Origin of the sequence: Coleofasciculus sp. LEGE 07092 (assembly GCF_015207375.1) — a bacterium.
GTDB lineage: Bacteria > Cyanobacteriota > Cyanobacteriia > Cyanobacteriales > Coleofasciculaceae > LEGE-07092.
In genome coordinates this window covers 1-24,867 of sequence record NZ_JADEWY010000036.1, presented here as the reverse complement: position 1 = coordinate 24,867, position 24,867 = coordinate 1, and the positions used below count along the sequence as shown (strand labels likewise).

The window sequence follows — 24,867 nt, the reverse complement described above, 5'->3', positions numbered from 1 at the left end:
GACAAATAACTAAGAGGTTTGACCCAGCAAGGCTAGCCAGAGGCGTCTGTGACCGTTGGAACTGCCATAGAACAGCAGATCAATCAGTAGTTTAAGAGCCAACTGGTTCAGACGATCGGGTGATACATTTTCTCCCTGTTCCATACGCTCTTGGTAAGTGTTGCTGAACGTGTCGAGGTAATCTCCTAACAAAGCGGTGCGGTGGGGTTCGCTGTTTTGTTCTGCCATTTGTTCCAAGAGCGCCACAGCACGACGGATCAACTCCTGGTGCTGTCTGGCAAGGTGGCAGATAATGAGAACTAGCGATCGCGCCTCTTCCACATCCAGCTTTTTGCGCCCTCCCGAACTTTTACGCAGGGGGTTAGACTGACGCAGACGCCACAGCGCCACCCGGTCTGATACCATTGACTCTAAATTTAAGTCAGCGGCTGCCTGAAGCATTGCCTCCGAACCAATGCCTGCCAGAGCTTCTAGAGCCAGCAAAACCACATCCAACTGAACTTTAATGTTATCCAGTTGCAGAGGGTCTGGCGCTTGACCCAGAGGCAAATCCTCCCAAGGGTGAGCCGATGTCGGCGTCTTTACGGTAGAGCGCATAACTTTAGAGTAAGGAATCTAATGGCGTGGGTGGAGTGCAGTTACCGATCTTGAAACACGACTCCAAGAGTGTAAGGCAAGTTTCCGCTACTGTTAATTAGCTTCTCAACAAAATAATTATCCGGAGAGTTTAGGGAATGAGGGAAAAGCCAAACCCCCAATACCCTATCACCAATCCCTGTTTCTTATTTCAGATAGGCAACGGTAACTCCAGCCCCACCCTCAGATTGCTCTGCTAACTCGAAGCGCTCCACTAAAGGATGCCGTTCTAAGAAGTCATGCACCCCTTGGCGCAGCCGCCCTGTTCCCTTGCCGTGAATAATCCACAATGCCCCAGATTGAGTTGCTTTGGAAATTGCCTGCTCTAGTTCAAACTCGCCATCAGCGACCCGAGAACCCCGAATATCAACGGTATTTTGCGAGGTGCGGATTGGAGGACTAGGGGGTGAGGTTGGTGGTGGTGCGGGTTTGGCTTTGACTGGTATCTCCGCCTTTTGACCGTCCAACGATTCCACATCGGTTAGGGATACGGTCATTTTCATTATCCCGAAGCGCACTGTGAGTTCCCCCTCTTTGTCGGGGGCAGTTAGTACCTCAGCCGTCTGGTTCAAGCGGGGAATGCGCACCCTATTGCCCACTTGGGGTCGAAATCCTGGTTTCTGTTTGGGAGGTGGTGCTGCTGGGAGGTGGTGCTGGGCAATTTCATTGAGGGATTCTGTGGCTTTTTGAGCCTTCTGAGCGCTTTGGGGTCCCTGCTGTAATTGGCGAATGACTTGAGCAATTTCTGCTTTCGCGGCTGTGAGTGCATCCTGCACCGCTCGTTCCTGGGACAGTTTCAACTCCCGTTCCCGTTCCTGCAATAGCTTTGCTTTATTTGATACCTCCTCATGCAAGCGTTCGGCTTGTTGCAGTAGTTGGGTGGCTTCTGTTGCCTTAGTTTCCTGACGGCGGCGTTGGGCTTCTAGTCCTGCAATCACCTGGTTAACATCATCTGAAACAGCGCCTACTAACGTTTGTGCCTGGTCAACCACATCTGACTTCAAACCCAAGCGTCGGGCAATGGTCAAAGCGTTAGAACGACCGGGAATTCCCCACAATAGGCGATAAGTGGGGGAAAGCGTTACATCATTAAATTCTACTGATGCATTCTCAAACCGCTCATCTTCATATTTCAGCGCCTTGAGTTCCCCATAGTGAGTGGTGGCAACGGTAAGCTGGGCATGGTCAGCTAGGTATCTTAGCAGAGCGATCGCTAAAGCACTGCCTTCTGCCGGGTCTGTTCCTGCTCCCACTTCATCAAGTAAGACAAGGGAATTGGAAATCAAAAATTCTCCTGACTCCTGACTCGTGACTCCTGACTCCTCTCCCATAGCCTCTAAAATCCGACTAATCCGCCGGATATGACCGGAGAAAGTGGATAAACTCTGCTCTAGGGATTGCTCATCGCCGATATCTGCTAATATCTGGTTAAACCAAGGCAGTTCTACGGGTTCTCTGGCGGGGACGAACAGACCTGCCTTTGCCATTAGTGCTGCTAAACCGAGGGTTTTTAGGGTGACAGTTTTACCCCCTGTGTTAGGTCCGGTAATGGCGACGACTCGGATTTCGGGCTGAATTTGGACGTTAATGGGTACGACGGGGGAACCCTCTTCGTGCTGCTGCTGCCAGATGAGCAGGGGGTGTCGTAGTTCCCGCAGGGTAATAATTTCTTCAGTGTTGCAGTCGATGAATCTGGGGGGATTAGCGTTTAGCCACAAACTGTATCGTGCCTTGGCGGTTGCTAAGTCTAAAATAGTTGCGACTGCGAGGACTTGCTCTAAGTCTGATTTAACCGCAGCAACCTGTTCTGTCAAGGCACGACGTACTGCTTCTTCTTCAGCTTGTTCTTGACGCTGATAGGTTTTGTGCTGATTTCCCAGTCCGACGATCGCTTTAGGTTCTATATATAATGTGGCACCACTGCTAGAGGCATCGTGAACAATACCGGGCACTGCGTCTTTCTGAGGGGCTTTAACTGGGATAACAAAGCGATCGCTCCGTTGGGTAATCAACGGTTGCTGGAGGGCATTGCTTTGACGCTGCACTATGCCTTGTAGAATTTGGTAAATGCGATCGCGCAGGGATTTAATCTGAATGCGAAGTCCGCCGAGTTTGGGACTAGCACGATCAGTTACATCGCCTCTGTCATCAATGCAGCGGTGAATTTCTTGTTCTAATTCTGGATAGGTACGAATATCGCCAACCAGTTCAGAGAGGACAGGAACGTCTTCTTGATCGTCAATCGTGCGCCGCAAGCGTCGGGCGCCTGCGAGGGTGGTGGCGATCGCTAGAAGTTCTTCTCCAGATAAAATACCTTGGAGTTGCGATCGCTCTAAAGAGTCTCCGATATCCTGAATACCATCAAAATTTAGTCCGGAGATTAACCGATTTTCCAGGTTGTAGACTTCTTTCGTCTGAGCAAGCAGGTGCAGGCTTTCTGCCTGAGTGGTTGGTGGATGGAGGTTACGAACAGCGATCGCTCCCAGTTTGGTAGCGGAAAAGGTCGCCAAGTGCTGACACAGGCGTTGCCATTCGAGTAGTTCTAGGGTTTCAGATTGAATCAACGTTCAAACGTTAAAAGCTTACGTAACTAGACTTCTTGATCTGATTCGGGAGTAGGGAACAGAAACGGCTATTACCGGATATTTGCAAGAAGTCTACTGTCATTATCCGATAAATTTCACTGTAGTTGAAATTGTAGTATGAAAGGCTCTCGGTTGGATGAGAGGGCGATCGCTCTTGTGAGTCAGAGATGGATGGAAAAAACACAACAACAAAATCTAAATTTTTTATAAAGGTTTTAGAAGAATGCCGGATACCCGCAGAAAAGCTAGCAAGTAACTATAAAACCCAATTGATACTGTTAGAGAAGTAATTTTCCAAACCGATGCTGAGGGATGCTGGATGTTCCTCAATCCAGCCTGGACTCAAATTACAGGTTTTGCGATCGCCACTTCGGCAGGAGTAGGATTGAGGGCAGCTAAGGTGCGTTGCCGTCGAGCTTGAGCCGCTTCAACGGCTCGTTGTTGTTGCTCAATGGTTTGTTTTTGGGCTTCAACGGTGGCGTGTTGCGCTTTAACCGCTTGTTGTTGCTCGGTAACTTCGAGTTGGGCTTCCTCTAACGTCGATAGTGGCAATTACATCTCCTTTTTTCACCATTTGATTCTCTTTGACGGAGATGTGCTTCACCTGACCTTCTCTGGTGGCTTGCTTGTACAAGTCGCAATTCATCAGCAGGACGGACGGTTGCTGATGCTTTGACCGTGACATTGTATTTTATGACAGAGGCGAGAGCGATCGCAACTCCCACGGAACCGACGATAAACAGTCCGCCCAGGGTACTCCAGCGACTAATTGGGGGTAGAAATTCGTTAGGGACTTCTTTAATTCTGTCGCAAATCTCAGGAGGTGCTTTGACTGACCGTGCTTGAAATCCTAGTGTTTCTGCCCCTCGTTTTAACCCTAATAAGGTTGTGCCTTGTTGCCGAGTTCCAACAAGTTCGCGAATGCGGTTAATCGTAAAAATGCGTCCGTACTTTCCATATCTGTATTGCTAAGTTCAATCATCCCTGCTGGGTTTTCAGGCAACTGGTCTCGTTGCTCCTCACTCAAGCTATTGCGATACTCTTCATCCTTCCAAGCACGAATGATGTCGAGGTTTGACATTTGTTTTCTCCTTAAGTTAAGTAAATTCAAAACAACTGAAACAGATTGAATGCCAGGATTGGCATTACCTAGCTAGAAAATCATCAAGAACGCTCCGCTAAAACTTCGCAACTCTCAATCATTTCTTTGCTCAATCGCGAGTCATTTAACTCTTGAACTTAGAATAGTTGGATTAATTTCCCTCAAGCTAATCGCCTAGGCTTAACGCTAAAAGTTTTCTACAGTAGGGAATAAACAGTTAGGAGAAGTTGCTCAATTAGGGGATTCCCCCAACTTTCTTGCCAAATTTGACTGGTCGATAGTGAGATTGCTCTAAAGAACGCCAATTCTACCAATCCGCCAAATAACATCATTAAGCAAAATTTGTCAACCCTCTACTGACTTAATTATCTGGGACAAAGTAAAAGCGAAACAATATTAGAACCCCAACAGCTTCAAGACATCGGGGATTTGGTAGGGTGCGATCGCGAATTCAGAGGCGTTGGGCGAACTACCCCTAAGCCAACCGCCTACGCCAATCGGAAGAAGTTCCCTACAATGGGGGATAACCAATTAAGGAAGCGCTCAAGCAGTTTAAAGTCTTAGAGATTCTGGAAGACAACCGCTCTCAAACTCAGGGTTCGTCAAACTGGCACTTTACGTTAAAACTTTGGCACAAGCGGTATGATTAGGACGCGAACTTCAAGCGGTTTAATCTAGAGTGGGAGCGTCACCGACCGGAAAAGTCCAAACAAGTCGCACCGGATGAATCGTTTGAAGCGCCGCCTACTATACCCTCGCGACACAAGCATTTTGAGTTATCTGTGCCGCTAGGAAATGGATTAGAACTACCCCATGGGCCAGTGAAACTAGATTCTGAGTTTTATGTCGAGCGATCGCCCATTGAGGAGCGCTGTTATGAGACCATTCGTCAAGCTGGGGCGCTCATCCGGATTAAAGCGCCTCGACAAATGGGTAAAACGTCCCTGCTCGATCGAATTGTTGAGTATGCAGAACAGCAGGGTTATCAGACAATTCGGATAAACTTGCTGCAAGCTAAAGGCGACGTGTTTCGCAGCTTGAATAAGTTTTTGCGCTGGTTTTGTGCCTGCATGAGTTCTAAGGTCAAACTCGACGCTCAGCTTGATGAGTATTGGGATTGCGATCGCGGCAGTATTGTTAATTGTACGACCTACGTTCAAGAGCATCTGTTAGAGCAACTCAACTCTCCCGTAGTCTTGGCGTTGGATGAAGCGGATCGGGTATTCCAGTCCCCAGAAATTGCTCAAGGTTTCTTCCCCATGTTACGGAGTTGGCATGAGGAAGCCAAGACGATTGATGTTTGGGAACAACTGCGGTTGGTAGTGGCACATTCAACCGAAGATTATGGGCTTTTAGATATTAATCAATCGCCGTTTAATGTGGGGTTACCTGTAGAATTGCCGGAGTTTACTTCAGAACAGGTAGCAGACTTGGCACGGCGCTATCAACTGAATTGGGATGATACCCAAGTGCAACAGTTGATGGCAATGGTGGGAGGACACCCTTATCTGGTGCGGTTGGCACTGCATCACCTAGCACATCAGGAAGTGACGTTGAAGCAATTATTACAGGATGCACCCACAGAAGCGGGAATTTATGAGGCACATTTGCGCCGCCATTGGGGGATGCTGAAGGACAATTTGGAACTGGCAGAAGCACTGAAACAGGTTGTGAGTGCGAGTGAACCTGTGCGAATTGAAACAATGCAGGCGTATAAGTTATACAGTATGGGACTGATTCAACGACAGCGCGATCAGGTGATGCCTCGTTGTGAGTTGTATCGGCAGTATTTTCAAAAAAATTATGAATTATGAATTATGAATTATGAATATAATATGTCAGATTGCAACTATTACAAAGTCGGGGGAAGTTTAGAATATCAGCATCCTACTTATGTAGTACGAAAAGCTGACTCGGAACTCTATGAGGGATTGCTGAATGGGGAATTTTGTTATGTTTTGAACTCGCGGCAGATGGGCAAGTCGAGTTTACGGGTGCATATGACCAAGAAACTGAAAGCCCAAGGCGTGAAATGTGCCTCGATTGACATGACCCGAATTGGCAGCCATGTCACGCCCGAAGAATGGTATGGCGGAGTAGTTTCGGAGTTATTGCGGGGGTTTAGTCTTTCCAGGAAAGTGAATTTTAGTAACTGGTGGCGGGACAGGGAGATGTTGTCCCCGGTGCAGCGACTGAGTGAGTTTATTGAAGATGTACTGTTACTAGAATTATCGCGAATTATAGTAATTTTTATCGATGAAATTGATAGTATCATAAAAATTCCCTTCCGAGATGACTTTTTTGCCTTTATCCGAGCCTGTTACAACCAACGTGCTGACAATTCTGATTACCAACGCCTCACATTTTGCCTATTAGGAGTAGCAACTCCTTCAAATTTGATTGCAGATAGAAACCTCAGCACCCCTTTTAATATTGGTCGAGCGATTGAATTGACAGGGTTTAAACTATCGGAAGCCAAGTTATCGTTAACTCAGGGGTTCGTTGGGAAAGTCAATAGTCCAGAAGACGTTTTAGCCGCGATATTAACGTGGACAGAGGGACAGCCATTTTTGACCCAGAAGTTATGTAAGTTAGTGGTTGAACAGGTGGCAACGAATGTGGCAGCGGATGGGGTAACGGATGTAACGGATAGGTTCGTTGAAAAGGATAAGGTTTTTGGAGAAACCGATAACTCATCCGCTACATCCGCTAAGGAATCCGTTGCCACTTGGGTAGAGGAACTGGTGCGATCGCATATTATTGATAATTGGGAAACTGTCGATGAACCGGAGCATTTGAGGACAATACGCGATCGCATTTTGTGGAGTCCGCGCAAGGAGCAGTTGCTGCTGTTGTATCGGCAGATCTTACAACACGGGGAAGTTAGAGCCAAAGATACGCCGGAACAGATGGAACTTCGGCTGTCTGGGTTAGTGGTGAAGCAGCAGGGGAAGTTACAGGTTTATAACCGTATTTATGGGTCTGTTTTCAACCTAAATTGGGTTGATGAGGTTTTGGCTGAAGCTGGTTTGTTACTGGAGGAGTTAGAAACACCGACTTCTTCTCAGACAGAAATTCAGGCATTGGAGCAGATGGCTAATGAAGCGCTACAACTGTTTGAGTCTCAACAAATCGAGGCTTTACTTTTAGCGATACAAGCGGGACAACGGAATGATCAAAGTTTGGAACTTATCCGGGCAGCAGTTAGCTGAATGGAAAAGTGAAACAGGAATCACCAGTTTTAATTTTAGCCCTGATGGGGACAGAGTTGCGACAGTTAATGAAAACAGCATAATCAAACTCTGGGATTTATCTGGGCAGCAGTTAGTTCAATGGAAAGGTGAAACGGGAATCACCAGTTTGAGTTTTAGCCCTGATGGGCAGTGTTTAGCAACAGCAGAAGAAGATGGCATAACTAGACTGTGGAATTTGTCAGGGGAGCAGTTGCATCGACTCAAACGTCATCAAGGTTCAGTCAATAGTGTATGCTTTAGTCCGAATCAACAGCTTATTGCTACTGGGGGTACAGACGAAACAGTCAAAATTTGGGATTTGTCCCAAAAGCATCCGGCTAGATGGAAGACTGATCACGGTACAGTTTATCCGATGGCAATGCCCTGCGGTGGCAAATTAAAAATCTAGTTGATGCAGAACTGGGTCACTGTGACTATCAAACTACCTTCTGGTACGAGTTTCAGGATTCAACCTGGGTTAACAGTGTAAGTTGCAGTCCTAATTGGCAAAGCGGTGAGACAGAACGCATCGCTACCGCAGGAGCAGACGGTATGGTTTGTCTTTGGGGTTTGAGTGGAAATGTGCTAACTCAATGGAACACCAATCGAGGTGAACTCAAGAGTATAAGCTTTCATCCAGATGGTCAACGAGTTGCCACAGCAGGAATAAATGGTATTGTCTGTCTTTGGGATTTATCGGGACATCATTTAGTCGAGTGGAACGCACACCAGGGAGAAGTTACCAGTATCAGTTTTAGTTCCGACGGGCAGATTATTGCCACAGCAGGTACAGACGGCACAGCAAAACTTTGGACAATTTCAGGACAATTGCTGACCGAATTTAAGGGTCATCAAGGGGCAATTAGAAGTGTGAGTTTTTCTGAAAGCGAAAAACTCCTTGTCACGGCTGGAGATGATGCCACAGTTCGTCTGTGGCAGGTTGAAGGATTAGAGGAATTATTAGCCAGAGGTTATGACTGGCTCAAGGATTACTTTGTCACTCATCCTGAAGCACTCAAAACGCTTAAAAACAAATCTAACTCTATTGCAGCAGAATCAAATCGACCAAATTTTCCCTCACTCCCTACCACACTAGTGGTCTGTCAACCTTAAATTGACGGGTTAAGACGGACGTGGGGACCTGGGGACGCGGGGACGCGGAGGGACACGGAGATAAAAGTAACCCGTCAAACTAGCTTTGACAGAGTACTAGCGGCTCCTGAGCGACTGAGTTCTGAGTGTAAAATCGACCACACTATTGACTCATTTGCTGCAACTATAGAACCTCAACAGCGCTTGGTGAAAATAGTTGCCAATAAACCAAGAGAAGGGTTCCTAGGTGAGTTTGCAGTCAATAACAAATTAATAAGAATTTATCAAGGGGATATCACGAATCTTGCCGCAGATGTTATCGTCAGTTCGGATGATACCTATCTTAGTATGAGAGGTGGAGTCTCTCGCAGGATTAGACGGATAGGTGGCGAAGAGATTTATACAGAAAGCCAAAATTTTAGGAATTTTAATTCTCTATCTATCGGTGATGTTGTTGTGACATCAGCCGGAAATCTCCCGACAAAAAAAATATTTCATAGTGCAGTCATTGATTGGCAGCTTGAATTATTCCCCTCTCCAAACATAATTAATGAAGTGGTACATAATTGCCTGGAGAAAGGAAATCACTATGGATATAAAACAATTGTATTTCCTTTGTTGGGTACAGGAGCAGGATGCCTGGATAAACAAATCGCTTGGGAAACTATATTAAAAAAAGTAATTATAGATTTATCTGATGAAAACCAGAACGTTTGTGAAGTTGTCGTTGCTCTATATGAGAGAGAAATTATAAACGAATTGAATATTCAAAATTTTTTAGAAAAAATTCAAAAGAACGGGTAGCGATCGCTCTTGTGGCTGCAGAGACGGATGTGAGAGACAAAAAACTCAAAAACTTAGTTTTTATAAAACTTTTAGGGAAATACCGGATACGCGCTGAAAAGCTAGCAAATAACTATAAAACTCAATTAATTTAAACTCACCGATAAGCTTCAATGCCAATAGTCGGATATGGCAACTGGACTACGCTAGCCGCCTTATCAATAGATTTTCCCCACGAGTACTGCTATCCCTGGCAGTCGGGTTTAGCGTTACCCGCTTGGGTAATGGCACTGACTTGTTTTTCTATTTTCTTGGTGCTAGCCTATATCCTCACCCTTAATCAACTCAAACACGAAATTAAGGAACGTCATCAGGTAGAAGACTACTTGCGAAGGCGAGAGGAGCAATACGGGTTAGTCGTTGATACTGTTAGAGAAGTAATTTTCCAAACCGATGCTGAGGGATGCTGGACGTTCCTCAATCCAGCCTGGACTCAAATTACAGGTTTTGCGATCGCTGATAGCATCGGCACTTCATCTCTAGATTACATTCATCCTGACGATAGGCAATCCTATCAAGACCAAATTCAAGCATTAATCCAGAGCCAAAAAGAATACCTCCGCCACGAAATTCGCTACCGAACTACCTGTGGCAACTACCGCTGGATTGAGGTATTAACCCAATTCACCCTGGATGAGGACGGGCAGATTATTGGCACTTGTGGCACCTTGTACAACATTACAGAACGCCATCTTAATGAAGCCGCTCTTGCCAAACGGGAACGCTACTTAGCTGCCCTAGTCGAAGTACAGGGACGGCTGCTGGCATTCAAGGGAGACAACCCAGACGAACCCTTAAACCTTAGCCCCTACAACGAAATCCTGCCTATTTTGGGGCAAGTTTCTACTGCCAGCCGGGTTTACGTCTTTGAAAATCACGCTGATTTTAGCAGCAGCTTGCTGATGAGTCAACGAGCTGAGTGGTGTACTCTAGGCATTCAACAGGAAATGGACAACCCAAGGCTGCAAAACCTTTCCTATAACGAATTTTTTCCTCGTTGGGTGGAACACTTGTCCCAGGATCGTGTGATTGCAGGTGTCGTTGCTGAGTTTCCTGAATCAGAACGCATTATTTTAGAACCGCAAGGTATTCTGTCCATTCTAGTTTTGCCCCTCAAAGTTAACGGCAATTTTTTTGGGTTTATCGGCTTCGATAATTGCACTCAAGCCCATCCTTGGGAAGCGTCGGAAGTCGATTTGCTCAGAGCAGCGGCTGCCGCCGTCTCACTTTGGTATGAAAGCGTTTTGGCACAGAATGCTTTGCGTCAAAGCGAAGCCAGATTGCGTAAACAGCATCGGGCATTGTCGGAACTCGCTCACTGTCAGGCAATTTACAACGGGGAGTTGAGTGTTGCCTTGCAGGAAATTACCGAAACTGTTGCCCAAACACTGGAAGTGGAACGCTGTAGTATCTGGCTCTACAATAGCGATCGCTCCTCGCTCTGCTGTATTGATCTCTATAAACTGACACCCCAGCACCATTCAGCCGCTTATGAACTAACAGCCACTCAATACCCAAACTACTTCAAAGTGCTAGACAATGAACAGGTCATCGCCGCAACCGATGCCCACACTGATCCACGCACCCAGGAGTTCTGCGCCTCTTACCTCACTCCTTTGGGGATTACCTCCATGTTAGACGTGCCAATTCGTCTGGGCGGGATTGTGGTTGGGGTGCTGTGTGCAGAACATACCGGAACCCAGCGGTATTGGACATTAGAAGAAGAAAGCTTTGCCAGCACTACAGCATACATGGTGTCACTGGCGATGGAAGCCAACACTCGTGCCACCACAGAAAAAGCACTCCGCAAGAGCGAGGAGCAGTTCCGCCAACTCACCGAAAATATCCGTGAGGTTTTCTTTTTAACCAGTCCCGATTTGCGCCAAATTTACTATATCAGTCCTGCCTACGAGGAGATATGGGGGCGCAGTCCTCAGAGCCTTTACGAGCAGCCCAGTTTCTGGCTAGACTCAGTGCATCCAGACGATCGCGAGCGCGTCACTGCTGCTGTCGCCAAACACCTGAAAGGGCAAAAAATCTTTGAAGAAGAGTATCGGATTGTACGCCCAGATGGATTACAGCGTTGGGTATGGATGCGGGGTTTTCAAGTGGTAAACGAATCTGGTTTAATTGAGCGCACTGCTGGCATCGCTGAGGATGTCACAGAACGCAAACGAGCGGAAGCTGAAATTCTCAAAGCCTTAGCCAAAGAAAAAGAGTTAGGGGATCTCAAATCCCGATTTGTTTCTATCACTTCCCACGAATTCCGCACGCCCCTAGCAACAATAATGTCCACTGCTGAGTTACTCGAATACTACGACTGGACTCCAGAAGAAGAAAAAGAACAGCTCCAGTTAATTCAAGAGACAGTTAAACAGATGCTCCAGTTGTTAGAAGATACCCTGTTTATTGGCATTGCCGAAGCTGGACAACTGCCCTTCCACCCAGTACTCCTTGATCTGCGTGAATTTTGCCAGGAATTAATTACCGAAATCCAGCGGGGGTTGACATGGAAACGCTTCTCCAGTGAGGTTTCTTACACCCTCACTTTTACTAGTCAGGGTCAACGCTTTTTAGCCTGTATGGATCGTAAGCTTCTGCGGCAATTGCTCAATAATTTGCTGTTTAATGCCATTAAATATTCTCCGGTGGGGGGTTCGGTGGACGTTGAATTGATTTGTGACCAAGAGAATGCTATTTTCGTGGTTCAAGACCGAGGACTTGGTATACCGAAAGAAGACCAACCCCGCCTATTTGAGTTTTTTCATCGAGGGAAAAATGTTGGCGCAATTGAGGGCACTGGTTTGGGGTTAGCCATTGTTAAAAAATGTGTTGACCTGCATGGGGGTCAAATTGCCGTAAATAGTGAAGTTGGGGTGGGAACGACGTTTATCGTCACGTTGCCTTTGCGACGTCTTTGTTCAGACCAACTCTGTTAACTGAGATATCTTGCACCTTTGTAGATAAGCCTTTCACTGGGCAAGCAAGATGTGAGTTAAGGAACTGTTAGCCGCTATGCCCCGATAGGACTCTCTTCATCTGTGACTATCCAAAAACGTATCAGGGTCAATTCCTGATTCCCGCAGCCGCTCAAGCAAAGATTCTAACCGAGCTTCTGCCTGTTCAGCCCTAGATTCCCAATGTACTGCCGTTTCACATAATCTGTTGTCGAGCCTTTTTTTCTATCTCCTGTTTCGTCAATAAAAGGATATCTGTAGAAAACTTAACAATCCCTTAAGATCGAAGATGAAGAAGTATTTCGAGCTTGGGATATGAAACGCATCGTCTTAATTGCTGGGTTTGAATCCTTCAACGCCAACTTGTATCGGCAGGCGGCTGATTTGGCGACGAAGCGCTGCCCAGAGTTAGATATTCGGGTATTTAGCGATCGGGCTTTGCCCGGTAGCGAAGCTAATCGCTCCCTCTCCACCGAACCCGATAAAGTAGAAGCAGCACTCCAAGATGCCGATGTTTTCTTCGGTAGTCTGCTCTTTGATTATGATCAAGTGCTGTGGCTGCGCGAAAGAACCCAACCTATCCCCATCCGTCTGGTATTCGAGTCTGCCCTGGAATTAATGAGCCTCACCCAGCTTGGTGACTTCAAAATTGGAGATAAACCCAAAGGAATGCCCAAGCCCATTAAATTTATTCTCGATAAATTCAGCAATGGGCGAGAAGAAGATAAACTCGCAGGTTATATCAGCTTCTTGAAAACAGGACCGAAACTACTCAAATACATTCCCGCCAAAAAAGTTCAAGACTTACGCAACTGGCTGATTATTTACGGATACTGGAACGCTGGTGGTTCCGATAACGTGGCATCCCTGTTTTGGATGCTAGCCGAAAAATACCTGGGGTTGAAGGTAGGAGAAATTCCGCCCCCAGTAGAAACTCCCAATATGGGATTACTACATCCTGACTATAACGGTTATTTTGAATCCCCACAAAACTATCTGGAATGGTATCAGCAGCGGATAACAACGAATTTAGCAACGGATAAGTTATCTGTAAAAGGTAAAGTCTCTAAAGAATTCGATAGCCCATCGACTACATCTACCCCACTTTCTAAGGGGGGCAAGGGGGAATCAAAATCCGTTGCCAGTCCAATTGTCGGTATTCTGCTGTATCGCAAGCACGTTATCACGAAACAGCCCTACATTCCCCAACTCATTCGCCACTTTGAAAAGGCTGGATTAATTCCCCTACCTATCTTTATTAATGGTGTCGAAGGACACGTCGCTGTACGAGATTGGATGACATCCACCCATGAAATAGCCCAACGTCAGCAGGGTAATATCGAAACGCCTTCTTTATCAAAAGATGCAGTAGAAGTTGATGCCATTGTCTCCACTATCGGCTTTCCATTAGTAGGAGGACCTGCCGGTTCAATGGAAGCAGGACGTCAAGTAGCTGTCGCAACACGCATTCTCACCGCCAAGAATGTCCCCTATATCGTTGCTGCCCCCCTGTTGATTCAAGATATTCACTCTTGGACACGACAAGGAATTGGAGGCTTACAGTCAGTTGTCTTATATGCATTACCGGAACTGGATGGAGCCATTGACACCGTTGCTCTCGGTGGTTTAGTCGGAGAAGACATTTATCTGATACCCGAACGACTAAAGCGTTTGACTGGACGCCTCAAACGTTGGATTGCCCTGAGACAAACACCACCTGCTGATAGACGAATTGCCATTATTCTTTATGGTTTTCCACCTGGGTACGGGGCAACTGGAACAGCCGCTTTATTAAATGTACCGCGATCGCTCCTGAAATTCCTCCACGCCCTCAAAAAGCAAGGATACAACGTTGGTGAGTTACCTGAAGATGGGGAAGAATTAATCCGCAGGGTGAAAGAAGCCGATGAAGCTACCCCCCCTTACCAAGGGGGGGCAAGGGGGGGTTCTACCGTCAATGTTAAAACCCTAGAAAAATGGCTGGGATATCTGCTAACTACTCGTATCAAGAAACAGTGGAAATCCCTCACAGATACAGGTATCAAAACCTACGGAGATGAATTCCACGTTGGTGGCATTCAGCTAGGAAATGTTTGGATAGGCGTTCAACCCCCTCTGGGTATTTCAGGCGATCCGATGCGGTTAATGTTTGAAAAAGACTTAACGCCTCATCCCCAATATGCAGCTTTTTATAAATGGCTGCAAAACGATTTTCAACCCCATGCAATTGTTCACTTTGGGATGCATGGAACAGTGGAATGGTTGCCGGGTTCTCCCCTCGGCAACACGGGCTATTCTTGGTCAGATATTCTGCTAGGAGATTTACCCAATCTCTATATCTATGCAGCAAATAATCCCTCGGAGTCAATTTTAGCAAAACGCCGGGGTTATGGAGTGCTGATTTCTCATAATGTACCTCCTTATGGTCGTGCAGGGTTATATAAGGAATTGATGACACTGCGAGATTTAATTTCAGACTATCGAGAAGATACCCAAAAAAATTACGCCCTTAAAGAAGCAATTTGTCAGAAGATTCTAGATACTGGATTAGATGCAGATTGCCCCTTTGAAGATGCCAAAAAGTTAGGGATTGCCTTCACACCAGAAAATGCTCGGATGTTTAGTGCTGATGCATTTAATCGCTATCTTGTCAATCTCTACGAATACTTGCAAGTGGTAGAACAGCGCTTGTTTTCTTCCGGGTTGCATACGTTGGGTGAAGCTCCCACTCCGGAGGAATTGACGAGTTATCTAAAAGCTTATTTTGGAGAAGAGGTGGCAGCGGATGTGGTAACGGATGTAACGGATAAATTGTTGGCTACCCAAACCGTTAAAGAATCTGCAATCACCAATAACTCATCCGCTACATCTGCTACAAAATCTGTTGCTAATTTATTAATGCAAACGACTGATGAATTAACTAACTTGCTGCGGGGGTTAAATGGGGAGTATATTCTACCTGCACCAGGGGGAGATTTGTTGAGAGATGGAGCTGGTGTATTGCCTACGGGACGAAATATTCACGCCCTCGATCCTTATCGTATGCCTTCACCTGCTGCTTATGAGAGGGGGAGAGAAATTGCGAAGAAAATTATTGCCCAACACCTGGAAGAACATAGGGAGTACCCTGAAACGGTTGCGGTGATGCTCTGGGGGTTAGATGCAATTAAAACCAAGGGTGAATCTTTGGGTATTCTTCTGGAATTAGTGGGGGCAGAACCGATAAAAGAAGGAACAGGACGAATTGTGAGGTATGGGTTAAAACCTTTAGCAAAAGTGGGACATCCCCGTATTGATGTGCTGGCAAATTTGTCGGGGATTTTCCGGGATAGCTTTGTCAATATTATTGAATTATTGGATGACTTGTTCCGACGGGCAGCAGAAGCAGAGGAACCCGAAGATCAAAATTTTATCAGAAAACACGCTTTGGTTTTGCGATCGCAAGGCATAGATAATACTTCTGCCCGCTTGTTTTCTAATCCAGCCGGAGATTTTGGTTCCCTGGTAAATGATCAAGTGGTAGATGGTAATTGGGAATCTGGAGATGAGTTGGGCAATACTTGGCAGAGTCGCAATACATTTAGTTACGGCAGACAAGATAAAGGACAAGCGCGTCCGGAAATCCTTCAGCAGTTATTGCAAACTACGAGTAACATTGTCCAGGAAATCGATTCGGTTGAGTACGGTTTAACGGATATTCAGGAATATTACGCCAATACGGGGGGTTTAAAAAAGGCAGCAGAAAAGCAACAGGGGAAAAAGGTAAGTACCAGTTTTGTGGAAAGTTTCTCGAAAGATACGACGCCTCGTAAATTAGAAGACTTGCTGCGTTTAGAGTATCGCACTAAGTTACTCAATCCTAAGTGGGCAGATGCAATGGCAAATCAAGGTTCTGGTGGTGCTTATGAAATATCTCAACGGATGACAGCGTTAATCGGTTGGGGTGGTACGGCTGATTTTAAAGAGTCTTGGGTGTATGATCAAGCGGCGGACACTTATGCGTTGGATGCGGAAATGGCGGATAAGTTACGAGAGGCGAATCCGGAGGCGTTCCGCAATATTATAGGTAGGATGTTGGAGGCAAATGGGCGCGGTTTCTGGCAACCTTCTGAGGAGAAGTTGCAGAAGTTGCGGGAGTTGTATGAGTTGACGGATGAGGAATTGGAGGGGGTGACGGTTTAAATGACTGCAATTAGCCCGAAAGTTGAGGTATCGGAGGATGCGATCGCATCTTTCTGTACTCATTGGAAAATCACAGAGTTTGCCTTGTTTGGTTCTATCTTACGGGATGATTTTCGCCCAGATAGTGATGTGGATGTGCTGGTAAGTTTTGCTCCAGATACTAAATGGAGTTTGTGGGATATTATCAAAATAAAAGAAGAACTCGAAATCTTGTTTGGGCGCGAAGTCGATCTAGTGCAAAAAGATTGTTTACGCAATCCTTTCCGACGCTATGAAATTTTAAGTACAAAGCAGGTAATTTATGCCACCGAATAATCGTGAAGCTGGCTACCTTTGGGATATGTTACAGGCAGCACGTCGCCTTCAAGAATTTACCACAGGTTTGTCTTACGAAGATTATCTCAACAGTATCTTGCTTCAGAGTGCAGTTGAGCGACAGTTAGAAATTCTAGGCGAAGCTGCACGACGAATGTCTGACGCTTTCCGACAAGAGCATCCTGAAATTACTTGGAGTTCTATTATTGGGCAACGGAATGTTATAGCCCATCAATATGATGATATCGATCTACAACAGACCAAAGCTGTTGTAGATCGATATCATCATATTGATTGTTCAGTTGGAGCCTCTGATACCACCCCTGCCACCAGAGATAGAATAATCATTGAGAATTTGACACAATAACCTGGTTAGCCCGAAAGCTGGCTAATTATTAAGGCTATTGTGTTCTTAAACGATAATTAGCTTAGGAGTACTAGGCAATCCACAGGCGAATTTCTTCGTTAGTTTTGCCCTTAAAAATTGGTCTGTTTCTTTCAGGGATACCTTGGCGGTTGGCTACATTTAGAGCTATGGCAATTAGCTGTTGTTTCTCAGCTTGCTCGTATTCGTAGAGCTTCAATACTCCATTGACAATTTCCAAACTCTCTTTTGGATTCTCAACCAGCTTTGCTAGGAGAGAATAGGGTGTTTTAGCAAACATAAATTACCTCTAAGGTTGATGAAACCTAAAAAAACGTTACAAGACAAATAGAATGCTTAACTGTTCAGGGTGGTACTCCCTATCAGCTAACAATCAAGCATCATTAACAATAGAACCTGCCTCTTATAGTTGTCAAATATCAAAAATAGCCCTAAAGCAGCTCAATTCGTGAAATTAGCCACCCTAGCGCTATCTAATTAAATTTTTCGTCTTGTAACGCCCTAGAACACCCTAGAGCTACTGCACACTTCCCAAGTACCAATTAGAAAGCTATGCAATTTGATTAAACGATATGAAATTTTAATCCCTATCAGGGATTGAAACCACACCTAATATACTACCTCATTTTGCAGAGTATACCATGCTAAATGTTTAGGAGAGTGTTCGTATTTAATACCTATCAGGGATTGAAACCACCTATATGTATTCAGGATAACTTCGCTGGGAACTACCGTGAACGCACACCTCACCCTTTTACTCCTCCCCTTTCCTGACGCAATGCCGCAATAATCTGAGTGTTAGCCTTCGGGAAAGGAAACTGATCGATTTCATCTAAACTCACCCAGCGGATTTCATCGCACTCCAGCGGTTGAGGAATACCTGTGAGATAGCGACAGTGATGAACGTTCAGTGTAACGCGAAAATGACTGTAGGCGTGGTCGAGCACAATTAAGCGATCACCCACTTCAATCTCAATTCCCAACTCTTCCTTAATTTCCCGCTGGATACACTCCTCAACCGTTTCATCTGGCTCGATTTTACCACCAGGGAACTCCCACAGACCCCCTAACAATCCTTCTGCGGGTCGGCGATCGATTAAAATAAGTCCCTTATCATTCCAAATTACTGCAACACCAATAATTTTATGAGGCAGGGGGGCAGAAGTTTCGCGCATGGGTAGCTCCGACGCAATACCTAGATTGTACGCCTGACAGTGAACCTTCCAAGGGCAATGGGTACAATTAGGATTTTTGGGCGTACAAACCGTAGCGCCTAAATCCATCAGCGCTTGCCTCTGCTTTTGTGAACTACCTACATCGATTGAGAACAATAGGATGTAAGCTCGATGAATTGCCGATTAAACTAAAGAGTGGAATGTTTAGCGATCGCTATCCGATGGATGGGGTTCAGCCACTTGCAGCGACTTTTCAAAGGTCATGCGCTGTTCGGCGTTGCGTAGAAAATAACCGCTAATCATCGCTGAAGCCAGCAAACGTCCCAAATTCTCGCGGCTAGTGTTGATACTCACGTCAAAATGTTCGGAAGGAAGACTACCCAGCATTCCCATAATATTCCGTTCCATCACTTGGAACACGTCTGACGATGTCGGTTTCGATAGGTGGGCAACTGTATCTGGACTCAGAGATTGCACGTACTGCCACAACAAATTTGTGTCACCATTGCCTTCAAAAAATTCTGGGGTGCGATCAGCTCTATTGTTCACCTTTTACCTCCTAGCAACGGATCACTCCCATCATCCCACTGAGGGAGAACCCCTTATTTTTTCTATCTCTACTGAATTAGTCTCTGTAAGTTAATGTAACAAGCTAGAGCGAGTAACCAAGTAGGTTGAACCGAACCCCTCACGTCGGATTATCTCACCTCAGTAGTTATTTGTCATCCGTCCTTTGTCCTTTACTCAAAAAGTAGCAACGGATTCAGTAACAGATGTAGGTTGGTATCTGCGAATAACCAATGACTCATGACAAACTAACTCGCCGCAATATATTCCCGCATATCCGCTTTGCGCTTACGAAGTTTAGAGAGTGCCTCCCGTTCGATTTGTCGCACTCGTTCGCGGCTGATGTTGAGGCGAGCGCCAATTGTGGCTAGCGTCATGGGTTGACCATCTGCTAAACCAAAACGCAGCATCAACACGTCCCGTTGCTGAGGCGTCAAATCTTCCATCAGCTTTTCTAAGTCCATTTGCATTGAAGAGCGGGTTACAAAGTCTTCTGGAGAAGGACCCGTATCTTCTAAGAGTTCTCCGAGTTCTGTATCGTGATTGTCTCCCACTCGCAGATCCAACGATAGAGGTTGACGCGATCGCTCCAGGTACTCCCGCACCTGCTTTGGAGTTAAGTCTAGTTCAATCGCCAATTCCGAAACGGTTGCTGCTCGTCCGAGATTCTGTGATAGTTTACGCTGGGCTTTCTTAATTTTGTTCAGCTTTTCGGTAATGTGGATGGGAAGGCGAATGGTTCGACCTTTTTCTGCGATCGCGCGGGTAATTGCCTGCCGAATCCACCAATAAGCGTAGGTTGAGAAGCGATAGCCTTTAGTCGGGTCGAATTTTTCAACACCCCGCTGCATACCAATCGTACCTTCCTGAATTAAATCCAGTAAGTCTACATTGCGCTTAATGTACTTCTTCGCGACTGAAACCACCAGGCGCAAGTTTGCTTCCACCATCTTGTGTTTAGCTCTTTGTCCTGCGGCGATACACCCTTGCAACTCAGCTTCTGATATTGAAGCAGCATCTGCCCATTCCGAAAGCGTTGGCTCGTGACCCAACTTGGATACTAGCGGCTCTTTGAGCTTCTCTAACGCATTTAAGCGCTGTACTTGTTTTCCATAAAGAATTTCCTGCTCGTGGGTCAGAAGCGGTACACGACCAATTTCTTGCAGGTAGGTACGGACTAGGTCTTTTGATGTCTGAGCAGTTTTCATGGCGCTCGATCTGATATGAATGGAGTTCAAGCAAACAGCCTAGTTTTCAGGCTCGGTTCACTACCAGGATTTGGCAGTTCGTTATTTATGAGAAAGGCGTTAAGTTATATTGCACACAAGAGTACCGAGTGGATAAGGCACATAACTATCATGACTAGCCGCAATGGGGACTATGCATTGGCTACAGGTACTCTCCAAAGCATCTCTGTCTGGATGCGTCTCTATAAGTAGTGTTCTCATAAAACCCTGAGGTGTCACCCCTCATTTAGTTAAGTATTGTAACATTATCTGAAAAATAAGCGCAGGAAACTTGAATAGTGGGTGGGTGTCGCTTCTTCTAGAACCCTGCCAATTAAGAGAGTACCCAGAGTTCGCTCGGACAAGTGCATCTTGGTAAACAAAATGAGAAAAATTTTAAAGTCACAAACTCATGAGTCAAACTGTCTGGATTGCCCGACACGGAAACCGCTTAGACTTTGTTCACCCCCAATGGTTTAACACAGCAGAGCGCCCCTACGACCCACCCCTGTCAGAGGATGGTATTGTACAAGCCAAGGAACTGGGTCAGCGCCTTATCGGTAAAGGAATCAAGCATATTTTCGCCTCACCTTTTTTGCGCACTGTACAAACAGCCAATCAAGTAGCCAATCGCCTGGAATTGCCCATTAAAATTGAATTGGGTCTGAGTGAATGGCTCAATCCCGAATGGATGAAAGTGGAGCCAGAACGGTTGCCTACGGATCTCCTGCAAGAACGCTTTCCGCGAATTGACCCCAGTTATTTATCCTGTGTTGTACCTCGCTATCCAGAAACCAACGAGCAGGTACTTGCACGCACCCGTCAAACAGCACAGCAGCTAACAGCAGCCTTCTCAGACGATATCCTACTGGTAGGTCATGGGGCATCCGTGGTTGGTACTACCCAAGGACTAGTCGGTGGGACGCCAAAAGTTAACGCTTCTCTGTGCTGTTTAGTCAAAGTGGTGCGTCAGGGGGAACAATGGGTGATGGAACTCAATGGAGATACCTCTCACTTGAGTCAAACTGAGAACGTTATTCGGTTTCATTAGCATGACATTAATACTGGCTGGAGATATTGGCGGCACCAAAACAATTCTGCGACTGGTGGAGGAGTTAGCGGACAAATCGCGGCAGTTTCTCCACGAGGCGCGTTATCCCAGCCGCGATTTTCCTGATTTAGTCCCAATCGTGCAGGAGTTCTTGTCGGAAGCAGAAAAACAGCTAGGCAAGGCATTGCATCCAGAGAAAGCCTGTTTTGCGATCGCAGGACCTGTAGTTAACGATACCTCCAACCTCACGAATCTATCTTGGGTACTTGATGCCAGACGCTTAGAGAAAGAACTCACAATTTCCAAAATCACGCTAATTAATGATTTTGCTGCTGTTGGTTACGGTATCCTCGGCTTAAAAGCCAAAGATTTGTGTACCTTGCAAGCAGCAACCCCACAACCTGACGCCCCGATTGCGGTAATTGGTGCGGGTACAGGTCTAGGACAGGGATTTCTCATTCCCCAGAATGGCATCTATCAAGTTTTTGGCTCAGAAGGGGGACACGCCGACTTTGCACCCCGCAACGAGCTAGAATTTCAGCTTTTGCAATATTTGCGAGAAAAGTACGATATCCAGCGCATTTCTGCCGAGCGAGTGGTTTCAGGTCAAGGGATTGTTGCCATTTACCAATTCCTCCGAGATCGGCAGTTTGCTCAGGAATCTCCAGAAATTGAACAAGTTATCCGCACTTGGGAACAGGAAATGGGGCGCAGCGAAAAAAGTGTTGACCCGGCTGCGGCGATCGCTAAAGCGGCATTGGCGGGAAGCGATCGCCTCAGCGAACAGACCTTAAAAATGTTTGTGGAAGCCTACGGCGCTGAAGCTGGTAATTTGGCAATTAAACTATTGCCCTACGGCGGGCTTTACATTGCTGGAGGCATTGCCGCCAAGATTCTGCCGTTGATGCAGGAAGGGGGGTTCCTGCGAGAGTTCGGGAATAAAGGTCGGGTCAGCCAACTACTGGAGAATGTACCTGTACATATCACCTTGAATCCAGACGTCGGACTCATCGGGGCAGCTATTTGTGCCGCCAGACTTTAAATTTTCAATTTGTTTGAGGAAGATGTTGACAGTCACTGAAAAAGCCGCTAATCTTAAAAAGGTGCGAAAAACAAGCCCCCATCGTCTAGAGGCCTAGGACACCTCCCTTTCACGGAGGCGACAGGGATTCGAATTCCCTTGGGGGTATTTAAAAGTATATTTATTCTATTCTTCCAACGCTCTTGTGTTGTGCAACTCCTCTTTTCATGGAGAGGCGGCTGGCTTGCCTCGTTAAGAGAGTAAGACCCGAAAAAGTGATCGCTTTCTTCCTGTAAAATGCCGACAAGGGGACTTTGAAGGAAAGGACTAGTATGCGAATTTTAATCATGGGTGGCACCCGCTTTATCGGAGTTTACTTAACGAAAATTCTGCTCGAACAAGGACATGACGTGGTGCTGTTCAATCGCGGCAACAAACCTGCCCCTGTTGAGAACATCAAGCAGATTCACGGCGATCGCACGGATGCAGCTCAACTTAAAGAGAAGCTATCTTCAGAAGAATTTGATGCTATCTTTGACAACAACGGTCGGGAACTGAGTGACACTCAACCCCTAGCAGAGATATTTAAAGACCGAGTGCAGCATTTTATTTACATGAGTTCGGCTGGAGTGTATTTGAAATCCGACCAACTGCCCCATCGAGAGGGAGACGCCGTTGACCCGAAAAGCCGCCACAAAGGGAAGCACCATACAGAAACTTACCTGCAAAGCCAAGGTATTCCCTTTACAGGGATTCGCCCCACCTATATTTATGGACCCCAGAATTATAACGACTTAGAAGCTTGGTTTTTTGATCGTATCGTCCGTGATCGCCCTATCCCCATTCCCGGTAACGGGATGCATATCACTCAACTTGGTCATGTTCAGGATTTAGCCCATGCTATGTCCCAGGTACTGGGAAATAAACAAGCTGTAGGGGAAATTTACAACGTGTCAGGCGATCGCTACGTCACCTTTGATGGGTTGGCACGCGCCTGTGCTACGGCGGCGGGCAAGTCACCCGATGCGCTCCAAATCGTGCATTACGACCCGAAACAGTTTGATTTTGGTAAGCGCAAAGCCTTCCCCATGCGGGCGCAACACTTCTTTGCAGACGTGCATAAAGCCATGAGTGAACTGAAGTGGCAACCCGAATATGACCTGGTATCCGGTCTGAACGATTCCTTCCAAAATGATTATTTAACATCCAATCGTCACGACGCTGAGGTAGATTTCTCATTGGATGACCAAATATTAGCCGCAATTTGAGGGGCAATGTAAACCCCTCCAGAAATTAAGGTTAGGGCAACGGATAGCCAGAACAGTATCAGGGAAGGAATTTTCCACGCCTCAGGCAGGGGAGCAATTAAAAGAGCGATCGCAGCAATTTGGCTTACGGTTTTCAGCTTGCCCCAGATATTGGCTCCACTAATTTGTGTGGTTAAGCTAGGATTGACTCGCCAACCCGCGATCGTTAATTCCCGCGCTAAAATCAGGAATACCCCCCAAGCAGGCACCTGACCAAGTTCAATTAAAGCCAGCAACGGAGCCAATACCAGTAACTTATCAACTAAGGGGTCGAGAAACTTGCCCAAATCTGTAACTTGGTCGAGTTTACGTGCCAGATAACCATCGAGCCAATCGGTTCCAGCCGCAACCAGAAATAGTCCCAAACAAATCCAGCGTGATAGAGGGGTTGGATTATTCAGACCGTACAAGATAAATGGCAATCCTAGCAAGCGAGAAAAGCTAATCGAGTTGGGTATATTCATAAACGAGTGAGTTTAAGTACTGCTTTCTACGTCATAACTCATAGAATAGGTTTTCGACCTATACCCTAAGGAGAAGACCTCGATTATCCCATTGTCTAGGCAAGTGTCGAAATCTCGTAAGAGAGCAACCATGAAACCAATTATTGTTTTTGGTAGCATCAACATTGATTTAGTCACCAGAGTTCCTCAATTACCCGTTGCGGGTGAAACGCTACAAGGGTATGAATTTTTTACAGCTCCTGGTGGTAAAGGTGCTAATCAAGCCGTAGCCGCATCGCAGTTGGGTATCCCAACTCACCTGGTTGGGCGTTTGGGAAATGATGAGTTTGGGCGTCAGCTTCTGGCTAGCTTGCAAGGGGCTGGTGTTCATACTGATGGCATTTTGCTGGATGCCCGAACGACTTCTGGCGTTGCTGTTATTAGTGTCGATGATGCAGGCGAAAATCAAATTGTTATTACCCCTGGTGCTAATGGACGGCTTAACGAAACCGATGTCGGACGCCTCCAGCCTCTTTTACCGGGTGCTGTGGCTTTATTGATGCAGTTGGAAATTCCAGTATCCGCCGTACTCTCAGCCGCCCGAACCGCACATTCTGTAGGGGTTAGTAACTCTAACTAATTTCCTAATCACCTCTTGTCATTTCTTCCTGATTGAGTAGATAATAGGATGAAGACTGTATCAGTAAGCGATATGGAAACACCAGAAGTGACAATGAGCATAGGGGA

The 24,867-nt window shown here is 46.2% G+C and carries 19 protein-coding genes, 1 tRNA gene and 5 pseudogenes; 15 read left to right on the top strand and 10 right to left on the bottom strand.

Annotated elements, in window-relative coordinates; translation table 11 throughout:
• Positions 1 to 9: 9 nt before the first annotated feature.
• From IQ257_RS11170 to IQ257_RS31165, 5 genes and pseudogenes are all read right to left on the bottom strand, one after another.
• On the bottom strand, positions 10 to 597 hold the full coding sequence (locus tag IQ257_RS11170; protein WP_193874459.1) for a DUF3038 domain-containing protein: 588 nt from the start codon (positions 595 to 597) through the stop codon (positions 10 to 12).
• Positions 598 to 782: 185 nt separating this feature from the next.
• Complete coding sequence (locus IQ257_RS11165) at positions 783 to 3,200, bottom strand: endonuclease MutS2 (RefSeq protein ID WP_193874461.1); 2,418 nt, start codon at positions 3,198 to 3,200, stop codon at positions 783 to 785.
• A 378-nt stretch (positions 3,201 to 3,578) separates the two neighbouring features.
• Positions 3,579 to 4,036 (bottom strand): annotated as a pseudogene (locus tag IQ257_RS31500) (biotin/lipoyl-binding protein); the annotation flags it as partial.
• A 42-nt stretch (positions 4,037 to 4,078) separates the two neighbouring features.
• Positions 4,079 to 4,144, bottom strand: a pseudogene (locus tag IQ257_RS31170) (hypothetical protein); the annotation flags it as partial.
• Between the two features lie 26 nt (positions 4,145 to 4,170).
• Positions 4,171 to 4,302: pseudogene (locus IQ257_RS31165) on the bottom strand (mersacidin/lichenicidin family type 2 lantibiotic); the annotation flags it as partial.
• 551 nt (positions 4,303 to 4,853) lie between these two features.
• Here IQ257_RS31165 and IQ257_RS31495 point away from each other — a divergent pair.
• From IQ257_RS31495 to IQ257_RS11100, 10 genes and pseudogenes are all read left to right on the top strand, one after another.
• The gene (locus IQ257_RS31495; protein ID WP_369076433.1) at positions 4,854 to 4,973 is read left to right on the top strand and encodes a hypothetical protein; all 120 of its coding nucleotides are present in this window, start codon (positions 4,854 to 4,856) and stop codon (positions 4,971 to 4,973) included.
• Positions 4,974 to 5,144: 171 nt separating this feature from the next.
• The gene (locus IQ257_RS11140) at positions 5,145 to 6,137 is read left to right on the top strand and encodes an AAA-like domain-containing protein (RefSeq protein ID WP_416207926.1); all 993 of its coding nucleotides are present in this window, start codon (positions 5,145 to 5,147) and stop codon (positions 6,135 to 6,137) included.
• A 21-nt stretch (positions 6,138 to 6,158) separates the two neighbouring features.
• Positions 6,159 to 7,340: pseudogene (locus IQ257_RS31160) on the top strand (AAA-like domain-containing protein); the annotation flags it as partial.
• Positions 7,341 to 7,494: 154 nt separating this feature from the next.
• On the top strand, positions 7,495 to 7,965 hold the full coding sequence (locus IQ257_RS11130; RefSeq protein ID WP_193874465.1) for a WD40 repeat domain-containing protein: 471 nt from the start codon (positions 7,495 to 7,497) through the stop codon (positions 7,963 to 7,965).
• Between the two features lie 143 nt (positions 7,966 to 8,108).
• Positions 8,109 to 8,669: a WD40 repeat domain-containing protein gene (locus IQ257_RS11125; RefSeq protein ID WP_193874467.1), complete on the top strand. Its 561-nt coding sequence runs from the start codon at positions 8,109 to 8,111 to the stop codon at positions 8,667 to 8,669.
• Between the two features lie 186 nt (positions 8,670 to 8,855).
• Positions 8,856 to 9,452: a macro domain-containing protein gene (locus tag IQ257_RS11120; RefSeq protein ID WP_193874469.1), complete on the top strand. Its 597-nt coding sequence runs from the start codon at positions 8,856 to 8,858 to the stop codon at positions 9,450 to 9,452.
• A gap of 152 nt (positions 9,453 to 9,604) precedes the next feature.
• Positions 9,605 to 12,430 carry a PAS domain-containing protein gene (locus tag IQ257_RS11115; RefSeq protein ID WP_193874471.1) on the top strand — a complete coding sequence of 942 codons (2,826 nt, stop codon included), beginning with the start codon at positions 9,605 to 9,607 and terminating at the stop codon, positions 12,428 to 12,430.
• 333 nt (positions 12,431 to 12,763) lie between these two features.
• Entirely contained in the window at positions 12,764 to 16,630 is a 3,867-nt protein-coding gene (gene bchH, locus IQ257_RS11110) for a magnesium chelatase subunit H (protein WP_193933040.1), read from the top strand.
• Entirely contained in the window at positions 16,631 to 16,945 is a 315-nt protein-coding gene (locus IQ257_RS11105) for a nucleotidyltransferase family protein (RefSeq protein ID WP_193880833.1), read from the top strand. It abuts the gene before it with no gap.
• A complete protein-coding gene (locus tag IQ257_RS11100; RefSeq protein WP_228060619.1) occupies positions 16,932 to 17,312 on the top strand; it encodes a DUF86 domain-containing protein in 381 nt (126 codons plus the stop codon). Before IQ257_RS11105 ends, IQ257_RS11100 begins: the two co-directional genes overlap by 14 nt.
• A 70-nt stretch (positions 17,313 to 17,382) precedes the next feature.
• Here IQ257_RS11100 and IQ257_RS11095 read toward each other — a convergent pair whose 3' ends face one another.
• The 4 genes and pseudogenes from IQ257_RS11095 to IQ257_RS11080 all read right to left on the bottom strand — a co-directional run bounded on the left by IQ257_RS11095 (position 17,383) and on the right by IQ257_RS11080 (position 20,280).
• A complete protein-coding gene (locus IQ257_RS11095; protein ID WP_193880830.1) occupies positions 17,383 to 17,610 on the bottom strand; it encodes a hypothetical protein in 228 nt (75 codons plus the stop codon).
• Positions 17,611 to 18,076: 466 nt separating this feature from the next.
• A pseudogene (mutT, locus tag IQ257_RS11090) lies at positions 18,077 to 18,625 on the bottom strand (8-oxo-dGTP diphosphatase MutT); the annotation flags it as partial.
• An 84-nt stretch (positions 18,626 to 18,709) separates the two neighbouring features.
• The gene (locus tag IQ257_RS11085; RefSeq protein ID WP_193880824.1) at positions 18,710 to 19,054 is read right to left on the bottom strand and encodes a DUF760 domain-containing protein; all 345 of its coding nucleotides are present in this window, start codon (positions 19,052 to 19,054) and stop codon (positions 18,710 to 18,712) included.
• Between the two features lie 266 nt (positions 19,055 to 19,320).
• The gene (locus tag IQ257_RS11080) at positions 19,321 to 20,280 is read right to left on the bottom strand and encodes an RNA polymerase sigma factor, RpoD/SigA family (RefSeq protein WP_193880821.1); all 960 of its coding nucleotides are present in this window, start codon (positions 20,278 to 20,280) and stop codon (positions 19,321 to 19,323) included.
• A 430-nt stretch (positions 20,281 to 20,710) separates the two neighbouring features.
• Between IQ257_RS11080 and IQ257_RS11075 the strand changes: the two genes are divergently transcribed.
• The 4 genes from IQ257_RS11075 (at position 20,711) to IQ257_RS11060 (ending at position 23,638) form a co-directional block, all read left to right on the top strand.
• Positions 20,711 to 21,349 carry a histidine phosphatase family protein gene (locus tag IQ257_RS11075; protein ID WP_193880818.1) on the top strand — a complete coding sequence of 213 codons (639 nt, stop codon included), beginning with the start codon at positions 20,711 to 20,713 and terminating at the stop codon, positions 21,347 to 21,349.
• 1 nt (position 21,350) lies between these two features.
• Entirely contained in the window at positions 21,351 to 22,391 is a 1,041-nt protein-coding gene (locus IQ257_RS11070) for a glucokinase (protein WP_193880816.1), read from the top strand.
• Positions 22,392 to 22,465: 74 nt separating this feature from the next.
• Positions 22,466 to 22,538, top strand: a tRNA-Glu gene (locus IQ257_RS11065).
• Between the two features lie 164 nt (positions 22,539 to 22,702).
• Positions 22,703 to 23,638, top strand: coding sequence for an NAD-dependent epimerase/dehydratase family protein (locus IQ257_RS11060; protein ID WP_193880813.1), 936 nt, complete (start codon positions 22,703 to 22,705; stop codon positions 23,636 to 23,638).
• Here the strand turns inward: IQ257_RS11060 and pgsA are convergent.
• A complete protein-coding gene (gene pgsA, locus IQ257_RS11055; protein WP_193880810.1) occupies positions 23,584 to 24,141 on the bottom strand; it encodes a CDP-diacylglycerol--glycerol-3-phosphate 3-phosphatidyltransferase in 558 nt (185 codons plus the stop codon). The two genes, IQ257_RS11060 and pgsA, sit on opposite strands and share 55 nt — an antisense overlap.
• Before the next feature lie 130 nt (positions 24,142 to 24,271).
• On the opposite strand from pgsA, the gene IQ257_RS11050 reads away from it, so the two are divergent.
• The gene (locus tag IQ257_RS11050; RefSeq protein WP_193880807.1) at positions 24,272 to 24,760 is read left to right on the top strand and encodes a PfkB family carbohydrate kinase; all 489 of its coding nucleotides are present in this window, start codon (positions 24,272 to 24,274) and stop codon (positions 24,758 to 24,760) included.
• Positions 24,761 to 24,867 lie beyond the last annotated feature (107 nt).